Origin of the sequence: Oryzisolibacter sp. LB2S (genome assembly GCF_040732315.1) — a bacterium.
GTDB classification, from domain to species: Bacteria; Pseudomonadota; Gammaproteobacteria; order Burkholderiales; family Burkholderiaceae_C; genus Alicycliphilus; species Alicycliphilus soli.
In genome coordinates, this window is the sequence record NZ_CP160388.1 from 2,463,759 (window position 1) to 2,486,295 (window position 22,537).

The following is a 22,537-nucleotide window of genomic DNA, read 5'->3' on the forward strand; positions in this document are numbered from 1 at the left end:
GTCTAATTTCATTTGCGCGGCTAATTAATTAGCCTTTGCCAGAGTGCTGACAGCCAAACCCCCCCGGTCAACAAAGTGGCTAACAGCACGGCAGCGCTTCCCATGTCCTTTGCACGCTTTGATAGCTCATGCCATTGAGGGCCAATACGATCAATCGCCGATTCCACAGCAGTATTGAGCAGCTCCACAACCATCAAAATAAGGATACTTCCTGAGAGAAGAGCGACCTCCACCCAGCCCCGCCCCAACCAGAAGGCCAATGGGACCAACACAAAGGAAAGTACTGACTCAAGTCTAAAGGCCGGCTCATTCCATCCAGCGCGCAATCCCTGAATTGAGTAATGGGATGCATGCCAAACTCTCAATATTCCTCGGCGAGATTTTTGTTTATTTTCGAATGCGGACAAGGGCGCAGTTGTGACCGTGTGTTTTTCATCTTTCATGAGAATAACTCTTACATATTCTTATCATCACAGCCAAAGAAAAAATCGAAATTCTTGTCGTACTCAATTGTTTTAACCTGCATTAGCCCCAAGACAGACGGAAACAATGCGTCGTGATTCGCATAAGAGCGGGCTCGCGCACTCAAACAGCCAATATTCAGCCCGCGACTTTGCGTAAACGTTGAAGAGAACCACATAACCAAAGGAACACGAGTCTGCTCTTGTGGAGCAATCGAATAAGGCATACCGTGCAGAAAAAGTCCCTTCTCGCCCAGGGATTCGCCGTGATCCGAGACGAATATCATAGCTGTGTCGTAGTCGGAAAGCCCCTGCAATTTTTTGATGACTTGGGTTAGGAAATGATCTGTGTAGAGAATAGCGTTGTCGTAGCTATTCACGATCTGTTCGCGGGTGCATTTCCCCATTTCCGGTGTGTCGCATGTTGGGATGAATTTGCGATACGCTGCTGGGTATCGTTGAAAGTAGCTCGGGCCATGATTTCCAAGCTGGTGCAAAAAAATCACACGATCACCGGGAATTTTTCGAGCCTGAGCTGGTAAGTCTTCAAGCAAAATCTCATCGAAACACCGACCATCAACGCATAAAGAGGGACTTTGTGCACTCCCTAGGTGTTGATATTCGAGACCATCGCACACCCCTTTGCAGCCTGACTGGTTATCCCTCCACAAGGTGGTAATACCGGCGCGCTCCAGAACATGCAGTAAGGATTGGTGTGAGCGAATCTTGTCCTCATCGTAGTTTCGGCGACCAAAGGACGAGAACATGCAAGGCACAGAAACCTCGGTGTTAGTTCCACAGGAGTGCATGTCGGAGAAATTGATCACACCCATCTGAGTCAATTGAGGCGTTGTTTCGCGTGCATAGCCGTTCAATCCCCAGTTTTGGGCGCGAGCCGTCTCACCTACGACGAAGACTAATAAACGTGGCCGACTGCCTTCGGGCCTGACTGTTGCGACGGCATCGGCTCCAATGGTTTTTTTTTCAGCGGATTGCGTGATAGAGGAACCTTTCAGTGCCTTTGGCAAGCCCACCAAATAGTTTCCCGGTGTAATCAAGTATCGAACTTCGCGATGATTTCTCATCAGTGCGGACATGTCCTGAAATGACAGCATGGCACCACCTGAAATCATCAGTGCCGAAAACAGCATCAATCCCATACGCCACACGGTTGCTTTCAGCCAAGTACGCCCGATCAATCGGATTCGCCAAAGCAAAATAATCGGCACTACTGCCAGCAGGCTTAGTGGAGCAATCAATGCAGGCGTCAGTAGCTCGCGACTTTCCTTGAAGTCTGTGGCTAGAACATTGCGCAACATGCTCGAATCGAGGTAGATATGAAAGCTGCGCATGTAGTGTGTCGCGAGGGCAGAGGCAACAAACAGCACCGCAAGTAAAACCTTGGCATTCCAGCGCCACACAATCAAACTCAACAGCAGACTATGAATTCCCACCAAAAACAGCAGTACGGATGTGCCCATGCGTAAGCTGGACTGGATGCCTAAGGCGCTACTCCAAAATAGACCATTGCAGGCCAGTGCAAAGAAAATACTGGTCATCAAGATCAGCCACTCGACGCTGCATTGTGGTCGCCAATGGCTTAGGTTCTTGAGGTTTGCAGTTCTGAATCGCGGCACCATACCGAGAGCCTGTTTGAAAGTTCTCATGCTTGGAACCCCGATGAATGGACATCGCCTGAGCCATCAACAAACCAGCGTTGCCAGACCATGAAAAGACCCAAGGCAACGACCCAACAAATCAGGAGCGTCCACAAGTCATGGGAAAGGAAGTGGGCTCCGCGCACCTGCTGGGTCCATCCAAAGATGGCACCTATCATCAAACTTGCGGCCAAGGCCATCCAACGCCAGGCAGGACGAACCATCAAGGTAAAGAAATATAGGCTGACCCATGCATATCCGGCACTTGCATGCCCTGCGGGAAAGCACACACCGCGGGGCATACCGAGCGGGCGTGTTTCAAACAGGCCCACAAACACTCGCGCTCCGCCATAGCGCACCAAGTTCCAAGGGCAATCCATGTTAGTGAACGATTTCAGCGCCGAAACCGTCAGTGCCCCTATCAAGTACGCACAAAAAAGATACAGTAGCGGCCAGCGTAGGTATGCCGCGCATTTGTTGCTACGTTTTTTTCTCCAAGCCCAGATGCACGTTGCTGCAACCGCAATTGCCAGCAAGGTGGAAAGATTCTTTCCTCCCCGATGCAGCAGATTGTTGGTTAGCCAGGCATCTCGCAAAGCCCATCGGCTGCCCTGCAAGCGATAGAGATGATCGGCGACCCAGAAGTCCCCACCGCCATCCATCAATAGACTGCTTATGATCAGCGCCGCACCCGCTGGTAGCGCTAGATGAGTGATTAAGAATCGAGGTGCGAATGGTGCGTTGGATGGTGGGGCGTTGCCCAGTAGTCGGAATTCATTGGGGGGCATCGACATGTGCCTCCTTCGAATGCCACAGCGCATGCGCATCGATACGCACCAGTGCTGACGCTTGCAGCGCATCGACGCGAGCCTGTGCCTCGGCGAGTCGTGTCTGGCGCAGGTTGCGCAACGTCAAGAGGTATTCGGCCAAGGCGGCCTCTCCCAGTTCCCAAGCCCGCCGCGTGTGGTTGCTGGCCGTGGTCTGCGCGGCCAGCGCCTGCGCGAATGACTGCCACTGCGTGCGCTTGCTGTCAACAGCCTGCGCGGCGACCCACGCACTTTGCTCCACCGCGCGCCGCACGCCGAGCGCCTCCGCCTCTGCGGCCGCCGCGTTGGCGCTTTCCGTGGCAGCCATTGCACTGCGATAGTCTGTGCCAAATGGCACCGTCAGGACAACGCCAATGACACGTTCCGCCCCGCCGCGTTCAGACATCATGCGTACCCCGACTGTGGGGTCGGGCGTGCGGTTGGCGTGGGCGCGCTCAGCCACCTTGGCAAGACGGGCCGCCTCTCCATCTGCAATGCCGATTTCGACGCTCTGCCGCACGATACGCGCCAGCCAGTCCTGTGAGCCTCCTGGTAAGGGAGCGGGATCTGGCAGCGTGGATGGCCGGGCGGGAATCTCAATGCCGGGGAATTCGATCACCACCGTTTGACGCGCTGCCCGTTCTGCGTCGCGCGCAGCGCTGACCTGGGCTGCAAGCATTGCAAGCTCGGCTTGCAGAACGTCGCTGTCCCGCCGCGCGGCATCGCCCAGGGCCACGCGCCGGGCCATTGCTTCCTGCTCACGAATAAGCAACTTTTCCTGCGCTTGCATCTCGTCGGCTACGACGAAACTGCGCAGCCATCCGGCCCAGACTTCCAACAGTCGCCTTGCCATTTGGTGCTCGGCATCTTCAAGGCGCATGTCGGCCACCCTGCGGGTGCTGCTGCCGATGTCCCGATCCAGACGCGCCTTGTTCGGCAGGCGAACAGCACGGCTGAGCTGGATTTCCCATTCGTTGTAGCGGCGCGCTTCGTTGGTCACGTTGCGGCGTTGTAGGCCGCTGCTGAGTTCAAATTCGTGACTACCGGCTTCAAGGGCGCTTTGCGTGGCAGCCGCCGCGTTCAAGCGAGCGGCTGCGGCATTCACGACCGGCTGGGTTTTCATCGCCGTTTCGACTTGCGCCTGCGCAGGCAGCCAGGAGAGATCATCGGCACGCGCTTGCGCGGGATGGAATGTCAAAGCCGCGATGGCCACCATGACGGCACCAGTCGGTAGTACCAGGCTGCATCCTTTGTTTTTATTCGTCATACCAGTCTTCCACTTGCCAACACCGGCTCCACCCACCAGCGCACGTCGCTCGATGCGATGCGCTGGCGCAGATGCGCCAGAACCTGTTCCAGCCGTTCGGGTTCGATCAACACCCAGATGACACGCCGATCCACACGGCCGCGAACCTTCTCGCGAATGGACGCGCGCGCGAAGTCGCCGGTATGCCCTTCTGCGTGCAACAGGGTGAACCCTGGCAGCACCGGGTCGGCCATCAGGGCATCGGTGACGGCGTCTTCGAGCGTGGGTGGAAACACCAGATTCAGGCGCACCAGTTGCGCTTCTTTCAATCCGTTCATGCGCGGACTCCTTGTTGTGAGGAGATGGCCTGGCCGAATCGCCGGTACAGCACCGGCAGCAGGACCAGGGTCAGCGCCGTGGAGCTGACCAGTCCGCCAATCACCACGATGGCGAGTGGGCGCTGGATCTCAGAGCCAGGGCCACTGGCCAGCAGCAGGGGCACCAGGCCAAAGGCGGTGATGGAAGCCGTCATCAGCACTGGGCGCAGCCGTCGCAACGAACCTTCGCGCACCACCTGTTCCATGGGCAGGCCTAGCGCGTGCAAGTGGTTGAAGTGCGTCACCAGCACCAATCCGTTGAGCACGGCGATGCCCAGCAGCGCGATGAAGCCGACCGAAGCAGGCACCGACAGGTACTGCCCCGACAGCCACAGCGCCGCCACGCCGCCGACCATGGCAAACGGCACGTTGCCGAGGATGAGCGCGGCCTGCCGCACCGAGCCGAAGGTCATGAACAACACGAAGAAGATCAACGCCAGGGCCACCGGCACCACCATGCCAAGGCGGGCCGCCGCGCGCTGCTGGTTCTCGAACTGGCCGCCCCATTCGACGCGGTAGCCGGGCGGCAGCGGCACGTCGCGCGCCACGGCGGCACGCGCTTCATCCACGAAGCCGACCAGATCGCGCCCGCTCACGCTGGACTGGATCAGCGCGAAGCGCGAGCCGTTCTCGCGCCGCACCAGCACGGGGCCATCGGTGGTGGCGATGCGCGCCAGCGAGGCCAGGGGGATTTCGCCCTGATCGCCACGGGCGAGTTGCAAGTCCTTGAACCGCTCGGCCGATCCGCGCAGCCGGGCATCCCCGCGCACCACGATGGGCGTGCGCCTGTCCGGCTCGATCACCAGCCCGGCCGGCACGCCTTCGAGCTGCGCGCGCAACTCGTCCTGAACCTGTGTCACGGCCAGCCCGGCGCGGCCTGCGGCCTGCGCATCCACCTTCACCTGCAGGTATTCCACGCTGTCGCTGGCCTGGGTGAGCACGTCGCGCGCACCGGGCACTTTCTCGATGCGAGCGGCCATGCGCTGCGCCAGATCGCCCAGTGTTTGCAGATCAGGGCCGAACAGCTTGACGGCCACGTCGCCCCGGCTGCCGGTGAGCATTTCCGAGATGCGCATCTCGATGGGCTGGGTAAAGCCGAATTCCAGGCCGGGGAAGGCATCCATCACCTTGCGTATCTCGGCACTCAACGCGTCCTTGTTAGCTGCATGCCAATCCTTGCGCGGTGCGAGCTGCATGAACAGGTCGGTTTCGTTCAGGCCCATCGGGTCGAGCCCCAGCTCGTCGGAGCCCACCCGCCCGATGCTGTGCCGCACCTCGGGCACCGCCGTACCGATGGCCTTCTGCACCGCCAGGTCAATCTCTAGCGAGCGCTGCAGCCCAATGGACGGCGGTTTTTGCAGTTGCAGCAGGATATCGCCCTCGTCCATCGTCGGCATGAACGCCTTGCCCGTGCCGAGGTAGGCCACCACACCCAATGCCAGGGCCGCGATGGCGACCGCCGATGCGCGTAGCGGGTGGTGAAGCGCAGCCTCCAGCAGCGGTTGGTACAGGCGCGTGGCCCAGCGCATCACCCACGGCTCGGTGTGCGCGTGTTCCTTGAGCAGCAGGGAGGCAAGCACCGGCACCAACGTGAGCGACAGCAGCAGCGAGACGCCCAGGGCGAACACGATGGTCAGCGCCACCGGCACGAACAGTTTGCCTTCCAACCCTTGCAGCGTGAGCAGGGGCATGAAGGTCAGACAGATGATGAGGATGCCGGAGGCCACGGGCACGGCGACCTCGCGCGCCGACGCGAATATGCGGTGCAGGCGCGGCTGGTGCGCACTGGGTGCGTGCGGGTCGAGCCGACTGACGGCGTTTTCCACCACCACTACGGCAGCGTCCACCAGCATGCCGATGGCGATTGCGAGGCCCCCTAAGCTCATCAAGTTAGCGCTCATGCCGACAAGGCGCATCAGCAAGAAGGTACCCAGCGCCGCCAGCGGCAGCATCACCGCCACCACCAGCGCGGCGCGCAGCTCGCCGAGGAACAGAAGCAGCAGGATGACAACCAGTACCGTCGCTTCCAGCAAGGCGCTTTCCACCGTGCCCACAGCGCGCTCGATCAACGTACTGCGGTCATAAAACGGCACCACCTTGACGCCGGGCGGCAAGCTGGGAGTCACCTCGTCCAGCCGCGCTCGAATAGCTTTGACCAGCGCCGAGGCATCGGCCCCGCGCAGCGCCACCACGATGCCTTCCACCGCTTCGCCCGCGCCGTCCCGGGTGACGGCGCCATAGCGCGTCACGCCTTCGATGCGCACCTGGGCCACGTCGCCCAGGCGAACTGGGGCCGTGCCATTGGCCCCCGCGCGCAGGATCAGACGGGACAAATCGTCCAAAGTGTGGATCGCGCCTTCAGCGCGCACGATCAGCGTGTCTTCGCCTGCATCCAGGCGGCCCGCACCGTCATTGCGGTTGTTGCGGCCGATCGCCGTGATGACATCAGAGAAGCTGAGGCCCGCAGCGGAAAGCCGTGCACGATCCGGCACCACGGCAAAGCTCTTGGCTTCTCCACCCAGCACGTTGACATCAGCAACACCGGGCAGCGTGCGCAGGGCCGGGCGCAGCGTCCAGTCCAGCAGGGCGCGGCGCTCGCTCAACGTGAGGCCACCGCCTTCGATGGTGAACATGAACACGTCCGACAGCGGTGTCGAAATCGGCGCCAACCCGCCGCTGACGCCTTCGGGCAGGCTGCCCGAAACGCCGGCATAGCGTTCGGCCACTTGCTGACGCGCCCAGTAGATGTCGCTGCCTTCGGCGAAGTCCAGCGTGATGTCCGCGATGGCGTACTTGGCGGTGGAGCGCAGCATCACGCCTCGCGGCACGCCGAGCAACTCCATCTCCAGCGGCGTGATCACGCGTGACTCCACCTCCTCGGGCGTCATGCCAGGGGCCTTGATAATCATCTTGACCTGCGTTGGAGAAATGTCCGGATAGGCGTCGATCGGCAATTGCAGGAAGGCCGCCAGGCCCGCGCCCGCCAAAGCCAGCACGCCGAGCAGCACCAGCGCGCGTTGGCGCAGGGAAAACTCAATCAGACGGGACAACATGCGTGGTCGCCCCTCATTGCAATGGAATCATGGATTTGAGCAGTGCCGTACCGCGCACGACGACCTGCATGCCTGCCGCAAGCGGCGCAGTGTCTGGCGAGACGGCACGCACGGCGCTTGACGCCTCTGATTCGTCTTGCCCCAGCAGTTGCACTGGAACGGCGCGGACGCGCAGGTCGCCTTGCTTGTCTTGCGATGTCGGTTCCGCAACGTAGAGCACGTGGCCGCTGCCCGCTGGCAGCAGTGCGGACGTTGGCACGCTCAAGGTGCCCTGCGATGCTGGCAGCAACAGCGCGACACTGATCTGCTGCCCGGCCGCATAGCGGTCTGCCCCTGCCTGATCGGCATCGACGCGGGCACGTACCCGCAGGCTCTGGCTACTGAGGTCAGTGTCGCCACCAACAGCCGTCACGCGAGCGGTCGTGCCATCGGGAAGACGTACTTCCAAGCCGGGGTGGAGATCCGAGCGCCAGCGCAGCGGAACCGCGACGCTGACATCCAGCGGGCCAGGCTGAGCCACTATGAAGGCGATGTCGAGCGGCGCGACCGCCTGCCCGAGGCTCAGGTGACGACGCATCACCCGCCCGGACAAAGGCGCCAGCAATTCATACTCGCCGGCCTGCCCGCCGCTAACGGGTCGAAGCCGCGCAAGAGCGCCATTGGCCTCTTGCAACGTACTTTGCGCAGCCGCCGCGCGCGCCTGGGTTTGCTCGTTGCGCGTGGCTGGGATGATGCCCTCGGCCAAGAGCGCGGCATCGCGCCGGGCCTGCGCCGCGGCTACCGCCGCTTCGGTGCGAGCACGCGCCAGATCAGCCTGTAACGTCAGAACGTCCTTGCTCTGGATGCGCGCCAGCGCCTGTCCTTGGCGCACTGAGGCGCCTTCATCGACCAGAACGCGCGTCACCACACCGCCATATGGCGCCACGACCTGCGCGCTGGTCGAGAGTGGTGCCACCGTCTGGGCGGGTAAGCCATCCAGCGGTATCACTGCGGCATCCTTGACGAGTGCGGTTTCCACACCCTGCGCACGAAGCTGAGAGGCGTTGAGGCGAACGCCGCCAGCGTTCGGTTGGGCGACAGCCTCGCTCGCGTCTTTATCGGCTACGGTTGTCTGCTGCGTTGTCCAAGCCCACCAGCCGTACCCTGCGGTAGCCAGAGCCGTCACACCGATGGCGGACAGGGCCAGGGTCTTGGTTCGGCTGGAAGTGCCCGCCGCTTTCAAGGTCGAGAAGCTCATGTTTGTGCCGCCCCAAACGACGTAGAACAGAGTAGCGAGCACACAGCGTGGATTGAGAATCCGTCGCAGATGAAGCGGTGCGCGAAGTTGGCGAGGCGAAACATGCTGTCGATCTCTTACTTAAAGATCGACTCATCTTCCTCGGTGAAGCTTTGAGAAAGCTTTGGAGAAAACGAAATTTGCTCAGTACGATGTATTTTGGCGAAACGCCTGTTTTGAGCAGCAAGCAATCGATAAACTGATTTTTCAGTAACCTGCTCTGATATGCCAGCGGTGCGCCTTTACTATCTGAAACGTCGGAGCCATATACCATGAGCATCAGAAATTCCGAATACCGTTTCAGTCCTTTTGTCATAGGACTGCATTGGCTGACCGTGCTCCTCATCATCGCGGTCTATGCGAGCATGGAACTGCGCGGACTGGCACCCAAGGGCAGCTCCTTGAGAGACGCTATGAAATCCTCGCACTACCTGCTGGGCCTGGGTGTTCTGGCGGTCGTCGTGATCCGCATTTGGGTGCGCATCCAGGCGGGAGCGAAGCCCGCTATCCGACCACCCATGCCACGCTGGCAGGCCACGCTCGCGGATGCCATGCACTATGCGCTCTACATCTTCATACTCGCCATGCCGCTGCTCGGGTGGCTCACCTTGAGCGCGGCAGGCAAGCCGATCATTCTGTTTGGCTTGCCGATTCCCTCTCTGATCGATGCCAATGTCGCTCTGTCTCGCCAACTCAAGGATGTCCATGAGGCGCTGGCGACATTGGGCTATGTCTTGATCGGATTGCATGCGATGGCGGCGCTGTTGCACCACTACGTCATGCGTGACAACACTCTGGTTCGCATGCTTCCCGGTCATCACCCCTGAACTGCTGGCCTCAGATTGCTTCACATGGGTTTGATTTTCCAATGACAAAATTCCACCATCGCGCTCACCCTGAAAGTCATCGCACTGAACATATCGGATGGCTGCGCGCCGCTGTTCTGGGTGCCAATGACGGCATTATTTCCACGGCCAGCCTGGTCGCCGGCGTGGCTGCGGCCCATGCAAGCCATGCCAGCATTATGACCACGGCCATCGCGGGGCTGGTAGCCGGTGCCATGTCCATGGCTGCAGGCGAATTCGTATCGGTCTATTCACAAGCTGATACGGAGAAGGCAGACCTGGCGCGGGAACGTGATGAACTGAAGAACAGTCCGGAAGCAGAGCACCGGGAACTGACAGCCATCTACGTCCGGCGTGGCCTGGATCATCGACTCGCGGATCAGGTCGCCACGCAATTGATGGCGCATGATGCGCTGGGCGCGCACGCGCGCGATGAATTGGGCATTTCTGAAACCTTGAGCGCTCGCCCGCTGCAAGCCGCCATAGCGTCCGCAGGAAGCTTCGCCGTGGGTGCGGCCATGCCGCTGGCCGTGGTTCTGTTGGCGCCAGAGCAGAGTAAGCGCACGGCAAACCCATGTTGACCGCCGCTGGCGGCCATGGCTGATGATCAGATATCGATGGGTTGCCAGCGATGCGGCAGCAGTTCTTCAATCCGGCTGGCCTTGTGCGTGGGCAGCCGGGTCAGCACATCCTTGAGATAGGCATATGGGTCGTGCCCGTTCATGCGCGCTGACTGGATCAGGCTCATCACGGCGGCCGCCCGCTGGCCCGCGCGCAAGCTGCCGGCGAACAACCAGTTCGAGCGCCCCAGGGCCACAGGCCTGATCTGGTTTTCGATCCAATTGTTGTCCGGCGGCAGCTGCGGGTCATCGACGAAGCGCGTGAGCGCTGCCCAGCGCTTGAGGCTGTAGTCCAGCGCCTTGGCCGTCGCCGAGTTGCCCGCCACCTGCTGGCGTTGCAGCACCATCCACTGGTGCAACGCGTCCAGAATGGGCCGACTGTGCTGCTGGCGCACCTGCAACCGCTCTGGTGCCGCCAGGGGCTGAACTTGCCGTTCGATCTCATAGACCCGGGCGAACTGCATCAGGGCCAATTCGGCGATCTGGCTCTTGCCCGCTGCGTGCAGGTCGAAGAACTTGCGCCGGGCGTGTGCCAGGCAACCGGCTTCGGTCACGCCCTGGCTAAAGCTGGCCTTGTAGCCGGCATAGTCGTCACAGATCAGGCTGCCGCGCCAGTCCCCCAGAAAGGCGCGGGCGTGTTCTCCGGCGCGGGACTCGCAGAAGTCATAGACCACGGCCCGCGTGGCTTCAAACGCTCCCGGGGCATAGGCCCACAGGTAGGCCCGGTGCGTTTTACCGCTGCCCGGCTTGAGCATGGCCACCGGGGTCTCATCACCGTGCAACACCCGGTGGCCGAGCACCTCGGCCTTCAGGGCATCGACCAGCGGTTGCAGCCGCGCACCGCAGGTGCCTACCCACTGCGCCAGGGTGGATCTTGGAATCGCCAGGCCGGCGCGACCAAAGATGTTCTCCTGCCGGTACAAGGGCTGGTGATCCTGGTACTTGGCCACCAGCACTTGGGCCAGCAGGCCGGCCGTCGGGATGCCTTTGTCGATGACGTGGGCAGCCACCGGTGCCTGGGTGATGGTCTGGCACTTCGCGCACGCCCACTTGCCTCGCACGTGCCTCTCCACCGTGAAGACGCCGGGCACGTAGTCCAGCTTCTCGGCCACGTCCTCGCCGATGCGCAAGAGCCGGCAGCCGCAACCGGGCGTGCTACAGGTGGTGGATTCGGGTTCGTGGCGGATCTCACGCCTGGGCAGGTTCGCCGGCAGCGGCGTGCGCTTGGGCTGCTGTTTGTCGGTGGCAGGTTGAGCCGGTCGCAACTGCTCGATCTCCTGCTGGACGGCGGCCAGATCGCTGTCGAGCTCTTCTTCTAGCAGGCTCCTCTGATCGGCACTGTGCCGCTCGGATTGGGCGGCGAACTTCAGCCGCTTGAGCAGCGCGCACTCATAGGTGAGCTTCTCGTTGAGGGCGCGCTGGTGACGCAGTTCGGCCAGCAGGCGCTGGGTGACTTCGCGCAGTTGTTCTGCATCCAGTTCGCTCAGGGCTTGCTCATCGATCACCATGGCTGGCAGTGTGCCTGTCCCGCACTGATGGGACCATTGGCACATCTGCCGATTGCCATGGCTGGCCCTGACACCGACGATTTAGATCACGCTGATGGCGCCTTGCGAGCCCAGGCGCTGCCAGGGCAGGCCCAGCACCAGGGCGTTGAGCTGGGCGTGTTCCAGCGCCACGTTCGGGCTGCCTGCAGGTGCCCAGACGAACTTGCCCTGGTGCAGCCGACGCGCAGCCAGCCACAGCCCCACGCCGTCGTGCACCAGCACCTTCAGGCGATTGGCTCTCTGGTTGGCGAAGACGTAGGCATGGTGCGGGTGGGCCGCGCCGAAGGTGGCGATCACCCGCGCCAGGGCCGTGTCGGTGCCTGCGCGCATGTCCAGCGGTGCGGTGGCCAGCCAGGCCGCATCTATCCTGATCATGTGCGGATCACCGCAGCAATTCGCGCAGCGCCTGGGCGCAATGCGCCGCAGCCGTCACCGGCCAGTTCATTGTGACGGTGGTTCCAGCGCGCTGCACCTCAATGCGGATGGCCTCGCCAGCGTCGTTCGCCGGCGTTGGGGCGGGTATACCAGGCACAGCGACGTGCTCGTCAGCGACTGCAGCAGGAGGCAGCAACGGCACGAAGGCTGGTGTGCTCAGCTGGCCCTGTTCACGTATCTGGCGCTGCTCGCGCAACCAGCGGTGCACCATGTTCGGATGCAGGCCATGACGCAAGGCAACGCCGGCCACCGACGCTCCGCGTTCACGGGTCTGCTCCAACACCGACGCTTTGAAAGCTGCGCTGTACTCGCGCCGCAGCCGGCGATCATCATCGATCAATCGTTCCATCGTCTCCACGATCTCCTTCGTGGGGACGATCCTTGATTACAGCTGCCGATTCAAGATGGGTTCACCAGACGCATACAGAGCAGAGTCTGCTCTATTGGATCGTTGCGACGGCGATTGTCTTCCTGGCCCTGCTCGGCGCTGCGGCCGCTGCCGTGGGTGGTACGCCGCTCTTCAAAAGTGCGCTGCGCGTCGCGTTCTGGGGCACATTGGCCATGGCGGTGACAGCGGGCGTGGGGGCCGTGTTCGGTACTGCCGTGTAGATAACGGCACCGCTGCATCCATCTCAGAGCAGCGGCGACCAGGGGCCAAGCCGGGCGGACAGGCGGCCGTTGGCCAGCGAGAACGCCAGCGGCAGGTCTATGGCATGTGCGAGCGCCAGCGCAAGCGCCAGCCCCAGTCCGGCATGATGCACCGTGCCGCCTTCGGAATCCTTTCGCCAGAAGCGAAGGCCGAATTGATCCAGATCGGATGCCTGCAAATTGGGAGCTGTGTTGACGATGGTTAGCATCCAGCCGGAAGCCACGCGCTCCAGCCGACATTGAATGTCGTCGCCTTCGGGCGCGTATTCGATGGCATTGCGCAAGAGGTTGGAGACGATGCGTTCGATCACGCCCTGATCGCTTTGCACCCATGCCGATTCAGGCAAAGTCACGCGGATGGGTGACTTGGGCGCCATTTGCTGGACGTTGAATCCCGCCAGTAACTCTTCCAGCAAAGCTGTTAGATCCAGAGGATCAAGCGCAAGTGTGTGTTGGCCGGATTCAAGCCGCGCCAACAACAGCAGAGTGTCCACACTGCGCTGCATGCGTGAACTGGCCTGGATCGTTGCATTTAGGGCGTGCTGGATTCGGGTCGGGTCGGCATCGATCAAAGCGCTTTCTGCGCTGATGCGGATTTCTGCCAGGGGCGTGCGCAACTCGTGGGCCACGTCGCGGGAGAAGCGGCGCTCGCGGGCAATGGCCGCATACAGGTGATGCAAGCCCTGATTGAAGGCTTCGGCAAACGGCCGCAGTTCGCGTGGAAAGTCCGCTCCGATCCGCGCAATCGGCCGATCCGAACGCAGGTCGGCCAGTTGCACGCCGACGCGCTCCAGCATGACCACGATGCGCCGAACCATGAGCAGCGCCAGGCCTGTGGCCAGGAGCGTCGCCAGTGCGATACCGCCCAGGAGCGTGAAGTGGATGCGCCGCTCGGTTTGATCCCAATCCCGACGTTCTGTTGCCACAACCAGCAATCGAGATTCCTCACCTCTTACCGGCACGCGCGTCGCCAGCGCGCGGCCCGCGTGGCCGTCCGGGAGTATCACGTCGTAGTAGCGTGGGGTGCCTTGCTCCACCGGTCCAAGCGCCAGCTCGGCCCCAGCACTGCTGGGCGAACGCAGCAAGGCCCGGTGGGTCTGCGGATCGAAGATCGTGAAGAACTCGGTATGCCCGCCAGGCTCGTATTCCGGCATGAGGCTTTCGAGCTTTCTCGCATCCAACTCCTGCAGCACGCGCCCCACCGCCGCTGATCGTTGCATCAGGGTGGTATCCATCCGTCGGTAGATTTCGTGGTCGATCCAGTGGTCGAGGACGGGAAACAGGATCGCGAAGGTTCCTCCAATGCAGATCACGAGGCTGGCAGCCAGCCGCCGCTGCAAGGACCAGGATCTGCCTTGACTCGTATCAGAGAGGGCTTCGGAATCGGGACGTACCATCGTTCAGGGCAGTATGTAGCCGAAGCCACGTCGTGTCACGATCAGTTCATCCAGGCCGCACTGGGCGAGCTTGGTTCGCAAGGTGCTGACAATCACCTCCACCACCTTGTCCGATGCATCGCTGCGGCTGTCGTACAAATGTTCAAAAATCTGCGGGCGCGACAGCGTGGCGCCGCGCCGACGCAGCAGCAAGTCGAGTAGTCCATATTCCTTCGGCGTGAGCCCAAGATCAATGCCCTTGAACCTCGCGGTGCGCGAGCGCGGATCGACTTCCAGATCGCCGTGGCGCAGAACTGGAACGTCCCGTTGCGGCGGACGCCGCACCAGCGCCCGCAGGCGAGCCAGCAGTTCGGCCAGCTCGAAGGGTTTTGTCAGGTAGTCATCGGCACCCGCATCCAAGGCCCGCACCCGGTCGTCGAGCAACTCGCGCGCGGAGAGCACCAACACCGGTGCGGCATGGGCCTCCCGGCTCAATGCGCGCAACACGCCAAAGCCGTCCAGCCGGGGCAGCATCAAGTCCAGAATAATGGCGTCGTACCGGTAGCTGGCAAGAAACTTCAGCGCGGACACGCCATCGGCTGCTGTATCGCAGGCATAGCCTTCCGACTGAAGGCTCTGGCTCAGGGCTTCGGCCAGCGTTTGCGAGTCTTCCACGATCAATACGCGCATATGCTTTCTTCCATTCAGCGCATCTCGAAAAGCTCCTGGTGGAACGCCTCCGGCTCCAGCCCCTGGGCCAGCAGGTCGGCGCGCAACGCGCGGCCGAAGGCCGTGGGGCCGCAGAACCAGACGCTGGCGTCTTTCCAACCCGGCACCATGGCACGCAGGCGCTCACCTGTCAGGCGACCGTCCTTTTTGTCGATGAACAGGTGTAGCGCAACGCCGGCCGCCTGGCTGTCGGCGCGCAGTTTCTCGATGGCCTTCGGATCAACGTCGCTCGTCGGATGAAACAAATCGATGGGACGTGCGTCCTGGCCCTCGTGCTGCGCCAGGAACTTCATGCGCGCGATGAACGGCGTGATGCCGATGCCAGCACCGATCCAGATCTGGCGGGCACGCCCGTCGTCGAAAGTGAAGCAGCCGTAAGGCCCCTCGACCGTTACCCGGTCGCCGACCCGTAGGCGCTCAGGCAGCCGGCGGGTGTGGTCGCCCAGCGCCTTGGTGATGAAGGTAATGCGCCGGTCTTCCGGCACCCAGGCTGAGGCCAGCGTGTAGGGGTGCGGGCCTTCTTTCGGGTTGGACATAGCGAAGGCAAACTGCCCGGGCCGGTGGCCGGGCCAACCCGGATCCATCCGCAGGGTGGTTTCCAGCACATTCAGCGCCGGGTAGGCTTGCAGCGACTCGATAACGCCGCGCGCGGTGCGCTGCGCGCCGATCCGGCCCAGCAGCACCCACACCGCCGATACCGTGCCGCTCGCCAGCAGCATAGCCAAAGCCCAGCCCACGGGCTGCGCCCAGTAGGTGAACTGCACCAGCACCAAGGTGTGGAAGGCCAGCACCAGGTAGATCGCTGCCATCCAGTGGTGCGTCTTGGCGAACAGCCGGTATGGAAAGCGCTTGAGCAACGCCAGTACCAGTAGCACCGCGACGGCGTAGAAGGCCCATTCGCCCAAGTCTTCGGCCAGCCCGCGCCAGCCGCGCAACGCCGATTCAATGGAGCCCATTGAATCAGCCTCTGCGCGGGGCTTGCGCGCCGGGCGCGTCAGCCAGCCCCAGCCCACGGCCCACTTGGTGCCCTGCGCCCACAGCCAGTGCACTGTTGCGGCGGCCAGAGCGGCTATGCCGAGCCACTTGTGCAGGCGGTACATCTTGTCCAGTCCGTTCAAGCGGGGCTCCAGCCACGCAGGGCGCGTGGCCAGCACCATCGCCACGGACATCGTGCCGATGGCCAGTACGCCGCTGTATTGAATCCATACCGTCCGCAGGGCGAAGTAGTTGGACTGTGCAGGCCACAGCGTATCGGCAAAAAACCATAGAGCGCTCAATGCCAGCGCAAAAACCCAGAACGTCCAAATTATTCTCTTCATCGTGGATTTGCCCCAAATTCTGCGGAAGGCGCATGCGGTACTGGTCGGAAACCATCAATCCAGATAAGCGATAGCGTGCCTTTGAATGTGACCATGTATCCGCAATTACAGAAAATTTTAATTCTGACATCCCAACCTTTGGAAACGCTTTGGATTGATCAATCATCAATGAATAGGATCTAATTTTTTCCGCCGGCTTGTGGCATTACCTTGACTCAAGAAATGGTTGGCCCCCGATGCCACCCAATCTCCCATGACACCCCGCCGCCGCGCACCGTCGCGGCCAGTTGCTTCCCCAGCCGCTGCTCGATCACCGGCTTCCACGGCACCAGCGAAAACCCCATGCCGTCGTCGAGCATCGCATAACGCCCACTGGCAAGCATGATGCTTCGCCGGTAGATGCCGGCCACGCGTTGCCCGTCGGCCACCGGGCGATGCTCTAGGCCGGTTTCGCCGGCAATGTCCTTCGCGGCCTGCGCTAGTTCCCGGTTGCGCAGCGTGCCCAGCAGGTTGCGCGCCAGGATCACACGCTGCCCGCGCCGCACGGCCAGCCCCTGTTCGGCCAGGAAGTCGGCGCGCTGCTGCATCGCCTGCTTGGCCTCGCCACCAAAGCCCAGGTCGCCCAAGCCCGAGCCGCCGTCGATCAACTGCTGGTCGATCCAGGTGGCCCCGATCACGCGCGCCTGCCGCTCGATGGGCAGGTGCGATTTCAGCTCCACGGCCACGCCGCCCAGCCGTTGCGCGTCGTAGCGGCGGCCTTGCTCTGGCAGGTCGCCCGGCACCTTCCATAGCCCTTCGGCCACGCGCTCCACGATGCCAGCCCGGCGCAGGGCTTCCAGCCTGCGCACATGGGTGGCCACGACCTCCTGCGGGTCACGGCCCGGTGCGGCCTGCCCCTGCGCCACGGCCAGGTGATGATCGGTGCGGTACAGGCCATCGCTCGCCAGCGCGGCGATGTTCCTGTCGGCCGCGCGCACGTCGGTCGATCCCTTCACCTCCACCACGGCCCCGGTCGGGTAGTTCGCCAGCTCGTCGCGGGCGTTCAGGGCGACGTAGTGGGCCTTGCCGTCCACGCCGTCGATGACCAGATAGCCCCGGTCGCGCAGTTCGTCGGCCAGCCCCTTCGCGGCCACGCGCCCGAGGATGGTTCTGCCATTGTCTCCAGGCTCGAATACCGCCAGTTCGCGCGGCTTCCCACTCATTGCCCGCTGCATGGTGCGGATGATGTCGCCACGCTCGCCCAGGGCGCGCAGGGTCTTCTCCGCATCGGCATGGACGGCCCAGGCGCCCGGCTGCGTCTCGTCGGCCAAGCCCAGGCGCTGCAAGCGTTGCAGGCGGCCAATCAGCAGCAGGCGCTGGCGTTGCAAGTTCGGCTCGTTGAAGCGTTCGATCTGCACGCGGCCATCCTCGCCGGCCTCGCGCTTCAAGGTGCGATCCAGGCTCGTCCACCGCTCTTGCGCCACCTCGCGCTGCAAGGTCTGCTGGATCTCCAGCTCGGTGCGCGGCCCCAGCCACTCGGTCGCCAGTTCGGCGGCCCGGTGGCGGAAGCCGTCGGCGATGTAATCGCCCGCGATGATGAGGTCTTTGCCGGTGTCATCGCGCCCGCGCACGATCAGGTGGGTATGGGGGTTGTCGGTGTTCCAATGGTTTACGGCCACCCAGTCGAGGCCCGTGCCCAGGTCGGCCTCCATGCGGCCCATGAGGTGCCGCGTGTAGGTGCGCAGGTCTTCCAGTTCCGCGCCATCTTCGGGCGAGAGGATGAAGCGGAAATGGTGCCTGTCGTCGGCGCAGCGTTCCTTGAAGGCGTCGAGGTCGGCGGTATCGGTCTGCGGCCCGTAGGCTTGGCCCGGCTCGCCGTCGCGGCCCACGCCATCGCGCTCGATGTAGCGCAGGTGCTTGGCGAGCGACTGCGGGCTGGCCCGCTGGTGATTCACCAGCAAGGTCTTGATGGTCACGCGCCGGGACATGGGCGTCAGCCTCGCCCCGGCGAATCGAGCTGCCGTGTGGCCGCGCCCCAGGCGCGAGCCGGGACGCTGGCCGGTGCCATGAGCCGACGCCGGACGGCGCACCGTGGACTTGCCGCTGCTGGCCTTGCCCGCCTGCTTGAGCACCTTGGAGACGAAGCTCTGCCCCTGGCCCTTGCCCCGGTTCTTCGGGGCGCTGGGGCGCACGCGGAAATCGTCATCGCGGCGGTCGCTCATGGCTGTGCTCCCTGAAAGCTGGGGCGTGTCCTGTCGTGCGAAAGCACGCGGACATGCCTGCATTGGCGCGGGCCTCGCGCCCCACGCGGCACGGCGGCAAAGCCGCTCCGTGCCGCGCCACCCCCACGTGCAGACTGGTTTTCGACGCGGGCCAGTGCCGCGTCCTTTTGTCTTGCCTTCCGCCTTTGCCCCTCGCTGGCGCTGCGGGCAGCGGCGGCCCGGTGGCGCTGCGCTGCTAGCGGGCAGCGCGCCGGCGAACGCGCCGATGGCCGCAGGCTGGGCGCGTTCAAGGCAAGACGCCTGCACGGTGGATGGCTGCGCCGAAGGCAGCGCGAAGTGCAGCGCGGATGCGCTCGCTCTGCACGCGCGACGACACACGGAACGCCACCGGATCGACACGCCTGATAGCACGATGATGCGCAGCGAATCGGCGGCGATCATGGACGTGTCTCCAACCACACCGGATGCGCGACTCCGATCACGGCGGATGCGCTGACCGGCCCGAAATACCGGCTGTCGAACGACGCCGGACTGGTGACACTGAGCAGGAACAGTTCGCCGGGGCGAAGCTGCCGGCACTGCGCCCAGGACGGCAGCGGACGGCCCAGCCGGTCGGCGGGCAGCAAGGCGGCCGAAGGCACGCCGTCGATGCTCAGAACGCCACCGGCCACGCACACCGTCTGCGGCGCGATAGCTCCCACGCGCTTGAGCAACAGAATGCGGGCCGGCAGATAGCCGCGACGCGCAGCCAGCGTGGTGGCATCGGGTGGCAGTCTGGTCAGGACGATGCTGCCCACCGGCAAGGCCGGGGGCAGCGAGTCGGCGCGATGGTCGAGCAGATCGACGCGATACCAGCCGACCGCCACGCTGTCGGACGGGTTGTAGGTCAGGCGCGGCAGCGGATGCACGAAGGACGCCCAGGCCAGCGCAGCGAGGCCGCAGGCGGACAAGCCCGCCAAGGCGATGCGAGCGCGCAAGCGCGAACGAGGACGCGGCACCGTGCCGCCAGCAGAAACCGTGGTCATGGCAGCGCCCTCCCGGCCAGCCAGGCGGCGTGCCGCTCGGCGCTGTAGTCGGGCAGCGGCAGGCGCGCAGCGAGCCGATTGCCCAGCGTGCGCCAGTACGCGGGCGAGGCGTCGGCGGGCGCGATGCCCAGCGCCTCGATGGCGTCGATGCGGGCCAGCACGGCACGAACCGAGTTCTCGCCCTCGGCGTGCAGCAGTAGGCGTGCGCCGGGCTGCACGCCGGGGATGCGCTGCGCGCCATCCAGCGGCGTGCAAGCCTGCATCACCATGAGCAGCCAGCGGATCGTGCCGTAAGCATTGGCCTGCCAGCGGATGCGGCAGAGCATCGCGCCAGGCAAGAACAATGCGCAGCGCCGCCATTGGTCGAGGCGAAGGATGCGCGCCGGCTCGCCGAAGCGCAGATAGAGGTCGAAACGCTGGTCGATGTAGGCCAGCGCAACCCGCGTCAGCGGTACGCGGGCCGCCTGGCCAGCGAGCGCGGCGGATGCCGGTCGAGGCGCAGCCGTGGCCGCGCCAGTGGCAGGCGCGCAGACAGGCGAAGCGAATGCCGTCATGGTGTGTTCTCCCTGCGGTGTTCTGGAAACTCCCGCTCCAGCAGGCCGCGCAGCAGGTCGGCCACGGTCACGCCCTGCGTGAAGGCCGACACCTTGATGCGCGAGCGCATGGCGGGCGTGATGTCGAGGGTCAGGCGGGCGGTGTAGAGATCGCCCTTGTTCAGCGCATCGGCGTCGCCTTGGCGAATCCACGCCTCGGCGTGAGGATTCGCGGGCGGACGCGCGCCGATACCGACGCGCTTGGCAGTGCGTTTGCCGTTGGACGGTGGTTTCGTGGTCATGACGGCCACCGCAGCAGTTCATCGACCAGCGCCGTGATTTCGCGGGCGGCGGCGCTGTCCGGTGCCGTCTCGCGTGCCAGCCGACCAGCGGTCACGCTGTCGGCGAAAACGATGCGTTGATGCACTTCCGAGCGCAGCGCAGGAAGCGGCTGTTCGGCCAGCGCCTGGCGTGCTTCGCGCCCGATGACGGTGGTGCTGACGCGCCGATTGATGACGAAGGCCGCGCGCAGCGCAGGCCGAAAGACTTGCGCCTCGCGGATCAGCGCCACCATCTCGGCGCTGGCCCACAGGTCGTAGGGGCTGGGCTGCACGGGGATCAGCACGCGCTCGGCCGCCAGCAGCGCGGAGCGCGCCAGTGCCGCGATGCGTGGCGGGCCGTCGATGATGACGTGATCGGCCCGCCTGGCGAGTTCTGGCGCCTCTTGGTGCAGCGTTTCGCGTGCGAGGCCCAAGGCGCTGAACAGCCGTGGCAAGCCTTGCTGGCTTCTGCGCTGTGTCCAGTCCAGCGATGAACCTTGCGGGTCGGCGTCCAGCAGGACGACGTGCTGGCCGCGCATCGCCAGCTCGCCGGCGATGTGCGTGGCGAGCGTGGTCTTGCCCACGCCGCCTTTCTGGTTGAGCAGAGCGACGATCATGGCGCGGCCCTCCGTGTTGGAAAGCCGGGCTTTTGCTGCTGCGCTTGTGGCCGAGTGATGGTTGTCCACCGTGGCGCGGCGCTTCTACTACCAGTTAGAGGTTTTAAGTTAGGGAAGTTAGAGGGGCCGCAAACCCGCGCCGTTATTGGCTTTGCGGCCGATTCGTACTCCTGATAGCACGATAGCCGTACTCCCGATAGCACGACACCTCGTACTCCTGATAGCACGAGCCCGTCCACAAGTTGCGCACCGTTTATCCCCGTGCCGTGTATGGCACGGGCCGAAAGGTCAGCAGCTCGGCGCCGTTGTCCGGCATCCGCTCGATGCCCAGGGCGTAGCCCGGCAGCGACTGCCGCGCGACCAGCGTGCGCAGGTCGTAGGCGAAGTCCGAGAAGCGCGTAGCGCTGCCCGATTTCCGATACAGGTGTCGGAAATCGAACTGCCAGCCGCCCGGCTGTCGGCCACCGTGCTTGCGCACCAGCCGGTACAGCCAGCGCTCGATGCCGCCCGTCAGCCGGAAATACGCCGGGTCGATGGTCAGCACCAGGGCGGCGTCCACGACGCCGGCATAGAACCAGTCCGGCAAGATCAGCTCCAGCCCCAAGGGCGTGCCCTTGGCATCGGCCAGTTCCTTCCACTCGTTGATCCACGAGAAGCGATGCAGGCGCCGTCCGGTCGTCTCGCGGATCGACGTGGCCACCGTGGTCGATTGCAGCCGGTCGAGGGCGGCCTTGAGGCGCTGGTAGTCGCGCAGCGACGTACCGCGCCCGATGAACCGCAGGATCTCGTAGGGCGTGGCCTGCATCAGCCGCGACGAGCGGAAGCCCGCGTCGCGGGCTTCCACGATCTGCGAGGCCGCCCATATCAGCACGTCCGCGTCCCAAATCGTGGCGATGCCATGCTCGGCCGTGCCTTCCACGCGGATCGTGACGTTCCCCGCCCGGAAGTCGATCGGCGCGACGCGCCGCGACTTCGCCAGCGAGAAGAACGGAAAGGCCATCAAGTCCTGGCTGTCGCGCGGCGCCATGTCGCCGGGCAAGGCGCGGAACAGGTCGAGCTGTTCGCGCTCTTGCAACGGCCGCTGCCGGGACGGCAGCGCAGGGCTGGACATGGCGATGGCCTCCCGCGCTCCAGTGGTCAGCGCGCACGGCTGTCGGCCGAGTGGTGCTCGGCGTATTCGGGATCGGAAGTCGTCTCGAAGCTGCGGTCGGCGGCCCAGGCATCGAGGTCGGCCACGGCGTACATGACGCGCCGGCCGAACTTGCGAAAGCGCGGGCCGCCGCCGATCACGCGCTGCTTTTCCAGCGTGCGCGGCGACAGGCGCAGGTATTCGGCGGCTTCGTCGTTGGTCAGATAGCGTTGGGGCTGCGCGGCAGCAGTTGAGACAGCGGCGGCAGGCCGCAAAGGAGCGGGACGCATGAGATGAACCTCCATCGGTTTTGAAG

Annotated in this window: 21 protein-coding genes and 2 pseudogenes; 3 read left to right on the forward strand and 20 right to left on the reverse strand. The window is 63.7% G+C overall.

Going from position 1 to position 22,537, the window contains the following annotated elements; genetic code table 11:
• Positions 1-20 precede the first annotated feature (20 nt).
• The 7 genes from ABUE11_RS11655 to ABUE11_RS11685 all read right to left on the reverse strand — a co-directional run bounded on the left by ABUE11_RS11655 (position 21) and on the right by ABUE11_RS11685 (position 8,838).
• A complete protein-coding gene (locus tag ABUE11_RS11655) occupies positions 21-443 on the reverse strand; it encodes a diacylglycerol kinase (RefSeq protein ID WP_081255828.1) in 423 nt (140 codons plus the stop codon).
• 11 nt (positions 444-454) lie between these two features.
• Entirely contained in the window at positions 455-2,020 is a 1,566-nt protein-coding gene (locus ABUE11_RS11660) for a phosphoethanolamine transferase (RefSeq protein ID WP_236598183.1), read from the reverse strand.
• Positions 2,021-2,124: 104 nt separating this feature from the next.
• Positions 2,125-2,913, reverse strand: coding sequence for a phosphatase PAP2 family protein (locus ABUE11_RS11665; RefSeq protein ID WP_231113296.1), 789 nt, complete (start codon positions 2,911-2,913; stop codon positions 2,125-2,127).
• Positions 2,894-4,192 (reverse strand): TolC family protein, encoded by a 1,299-nt coding sequence (locus ABUE11_RS11670; protein WP_231113295.1) that lies wholly within the window; start codon positions 4,190-4,192, stop codon positions 2,894-2,896. The genes ABUE11_RS11665 and ABUE11_RS11670 overlap by 20 nt, the downstream gene beginning before the upstream one ends.
• Positions 4,189-4,509: a DUF3240 family protein gene (locus ABUE11_RS11675; protein ID WP_062168876.1), complete on the reverse strand. Its 321-nt coding sequence runs from the start codon at positions 4,507-4,509 to the stop codon at positions 4,189-4,191. Before ABUE11_RS11675 ends, ABUE11_RS11670 begins: the two co-directional genes overlap by 4 nt.
• A complete protein-coding gene (locus ABUE11_RS11680; protein WP_063598497.1) occupies positions 4,506-7,601 on the reverse strand; it encodes a CusA/CzcA family heavy metal efflux RND transporter in 3,096 nt (1,031 codons plus the stop codon). Before ABUE11_RS11680 ends, ABUE11_RS11675 begins: the two co-directional genes overlap by 4 nt.
• 13 nt (positions 7,602-7,614) lie before the next feature.
• The gene (locus ABUE11_RS11685) at positions 7,615-8,838 is read right to left on the reverse strand and encodes an efflux RND transporter periplasmic adaptor subunit (protein ID WP_063599495.1); all 1,224 of its coding nucleotides are present in this window, start codon (positions 8,836-8,838) and stop codon (positions 7,615-7,617) included.
• Between the two features lie 311 nt (positions 8,839-9,149).
• Here ABUE11_RS11685 and ABUE11_RS11690 point away from each other — a divergent pair, with 311 nt between their 5' ends.
• Both ABUE11_RS11690 and ABUE11_RS11695 read left to right on the forward strand, forming a co-directional pair.
• On the forward strand, positions 9,150-9,704 hold the full coding sequence (locus tag ABUE11_RS11690; RefSeq protein ID WP_063598496.1) for a cytochrome b: 555 nt from the start codon (positions 9,150-9,152) through the stop codon (positions 9,702-9,704).
• A 41-nt stretch (positions 9,705-9,745) separates the two neighbouring features.
• Positions 9,746-10,273, forward strand: a pseudogene (locus ABUE11_RS11695) (VIT family protein); the annotation flags it as partial.
• Between the two features lie 56 nt (positions 10,274-10,329).
• Here the strand turns inward: ABUE11_RS11695 and ABUE11_RS11700 are convergent.
• The 3 genes from ABUE11_RS11700 to ABUE11_RS11710 form a co-directional block, all read right to left on the reverse strand.
• The gene (locus tag ABUE11_RS11700; RefSeq protein WP_060853056.1) at positions 10,330-11,850 is read right to left on the reverse strand and encodes an IS66 family transposase; all 1,521 of its coding nucleotides are present in this window, start codon (positions 11,848-11,850) and stop codon (positions 10,330-10,332) included.
• A gap of 81 nt (positions 11,851-11,931) precedes the next feature.
• A complete protein-coding gene (tnpB, locus tag ABUE11_RS11705) occupies positions 11,932-12,264 on the reverse strand; it encodes an IS66 family insertion sequence element accessory protein TnpB (protein WP_060853057.1) in 333 nt (110 codons plus the stop codon).
• 7 nt (positions 12,265-12,271) lie between these two features.
• Positions 12,272-12,673, reverse strand: a complete 402-nt coding sequence (locus ABUE11_RS11710) for a transposase (protein ID WP_060853058.1) — start codon at positions 12,671-12,673, stop codon at positions 12,272-12,274.
• A gap of 77 nt (positions 12,674-12,750) precedes the next feature.
• Between ABUE11_RS11710 and ABUE11_RS11715 the strand changes: the two are divergent.
• Positions 12,751-12,933, forward strand: a pseudogene (locus ABUE11_RS11715) (VIT1/CCC1 transporter family protein); the annotation flags it as partial.
• 23 nt (positions 12,934-12,956) lie between these two features.
• On the opposite strand, the gene ABUE11_RS11720 reads toward ABUE11_RS11715, so the two are convergent.
• The 10 genes from ABUE11_RS11720 to ABUE11_RS11765 all read right to left on the reverse strand — a co-directional run bounded on the left by ABUE11_RS11720 (position 12,957) and on the right by ABUE11_RS11765 (position 22,511).
• Positions 12,957-14,369: a histidine kinase dimerization/phospho-acceptor domain-containing protein gene (locus ABUE11_RS11720; protein WP_063598494.1), complete on the reverse strand. Its 1,413-nt coding sequence runs from the start codon at positions 14,367-14,369 to the stop codon at positions 12,957-12,959.
• A 3-nt stretch (positions 14,370-14,372) separates the two neighbouring features.
• Positions 14,373-15,038, reverse strand: coding sequence for a response regulator transcription factor (locus ABUE11_RS11725; RefSeq protein ID WP_012204578.1), 666 nt, complete (start codon positions 15,036-15,038; stop codon positions 14,373-14,375).
• A gap of 14 nt (positions 15,039-15,052) precedes the next feature.
• Complete coding sequence (locus tag ABUE11_RS11730; RefSeq protein ID WP_063598493.1) at positions 15,053-16,396, reverse strand: ferric reductase-like transmembrane domain-containing protein; 1,344 nt, start codon at positions 16,394-16,396, stop codon at positions 15,053-15,055.
• A 215-nt stretch (positions 16,397-16,611) separates the two neighbouring features.
• Positions 16,612-18,597, reverse strand: a complete 1,986-nt coding sequence (locus tag ABUE11_RS11735) for a relaxase/mobilization nuclease and DUF3363 domain-containing protein (protein ID WP_201395369.1) — start codon at positions 18,595-18,597, stop codon at positions 16,612-16,614.
• A 437-nt stretch (positions 18,598-19,034) separates the two neighbouring features.
• Positions 19,035-19,622 carry a S26 family signal peptidase gene (locus tag ABUE11_RS11740; RefSeq protein WP_063598492.1) on the reverse strand — a complete coding sequence of 196 codons (588 nt, stop codon included), beginning with the start codon at positions 19,620-19,622 and terminating at the stop codon, positions 19,035-19,037.
• On the reverse strand, positions 19,619-20,176 hold the full coding sequence (locus ABUE11_RS11745; protein ID WP_063598491.1) for a DUF2840 domain-containing protein: 558 nt from the start codon (positions 20,174-20,176) through the stop codon (positions 19,619-19,621). Before ABUE11_RS11745 ends, ABUE11_RS11740 begins: the two co-directional genes overlap by 4 nt.
• Complete coding sequence (locus ABUE11_RS11750) at positions 20,173-20,457, reverse strand: hypothetical protein (RefSeq protein ID WP_063598490.1); 285 nt, start codon at positions 20,455-20,457, stop codon at positions 20,173-20,175. The genes ABUE11_RS11745 and ABUE11_RS11750 overlap by 4 nt, the downstream gene beginning before the upstream one ends.
• A complete protein-coding gene (gene parA / locus ABUE11_RS11755; RefSeq protein WP_367065469.1) occupies positions 20,454-21,092 on the reverse strand; it encodes a ParA family partition ATPase in 639 nt (212 codons plus the stop codon). Before parA ends, ABUE11_RS11750 begins: the two co-directional genes overlap by 4 nt.
• 253 nt (positions 21,093-21,345) lie before the next feature.
• The gene (locus ABUE11_RS11760) at positions 21,346-22,203 is read right to left on the reverse strand and encodes a replication initiator protein A (protein WP_367065470.1); all 858 of its coding nucleotides are present in this window, start codon (positions 22,201-22,203) and stop codon (positions 21,346-21,348) included.
• 26 nt (positions 22,204-22,229) lie between these two features.
• A complete protein-coding gene (locus ABUE11_RS11765) occupies positions 22,230-22,511 on the reverse strand; it encodes a helix-turn-helix domain-containing protein (RefSeq protein ID WP_013721771.1) in 282 nt (93 codons plus the stop codon).
• Positions 22,512-22,537 lie beyond the last annotated feature (26 nt).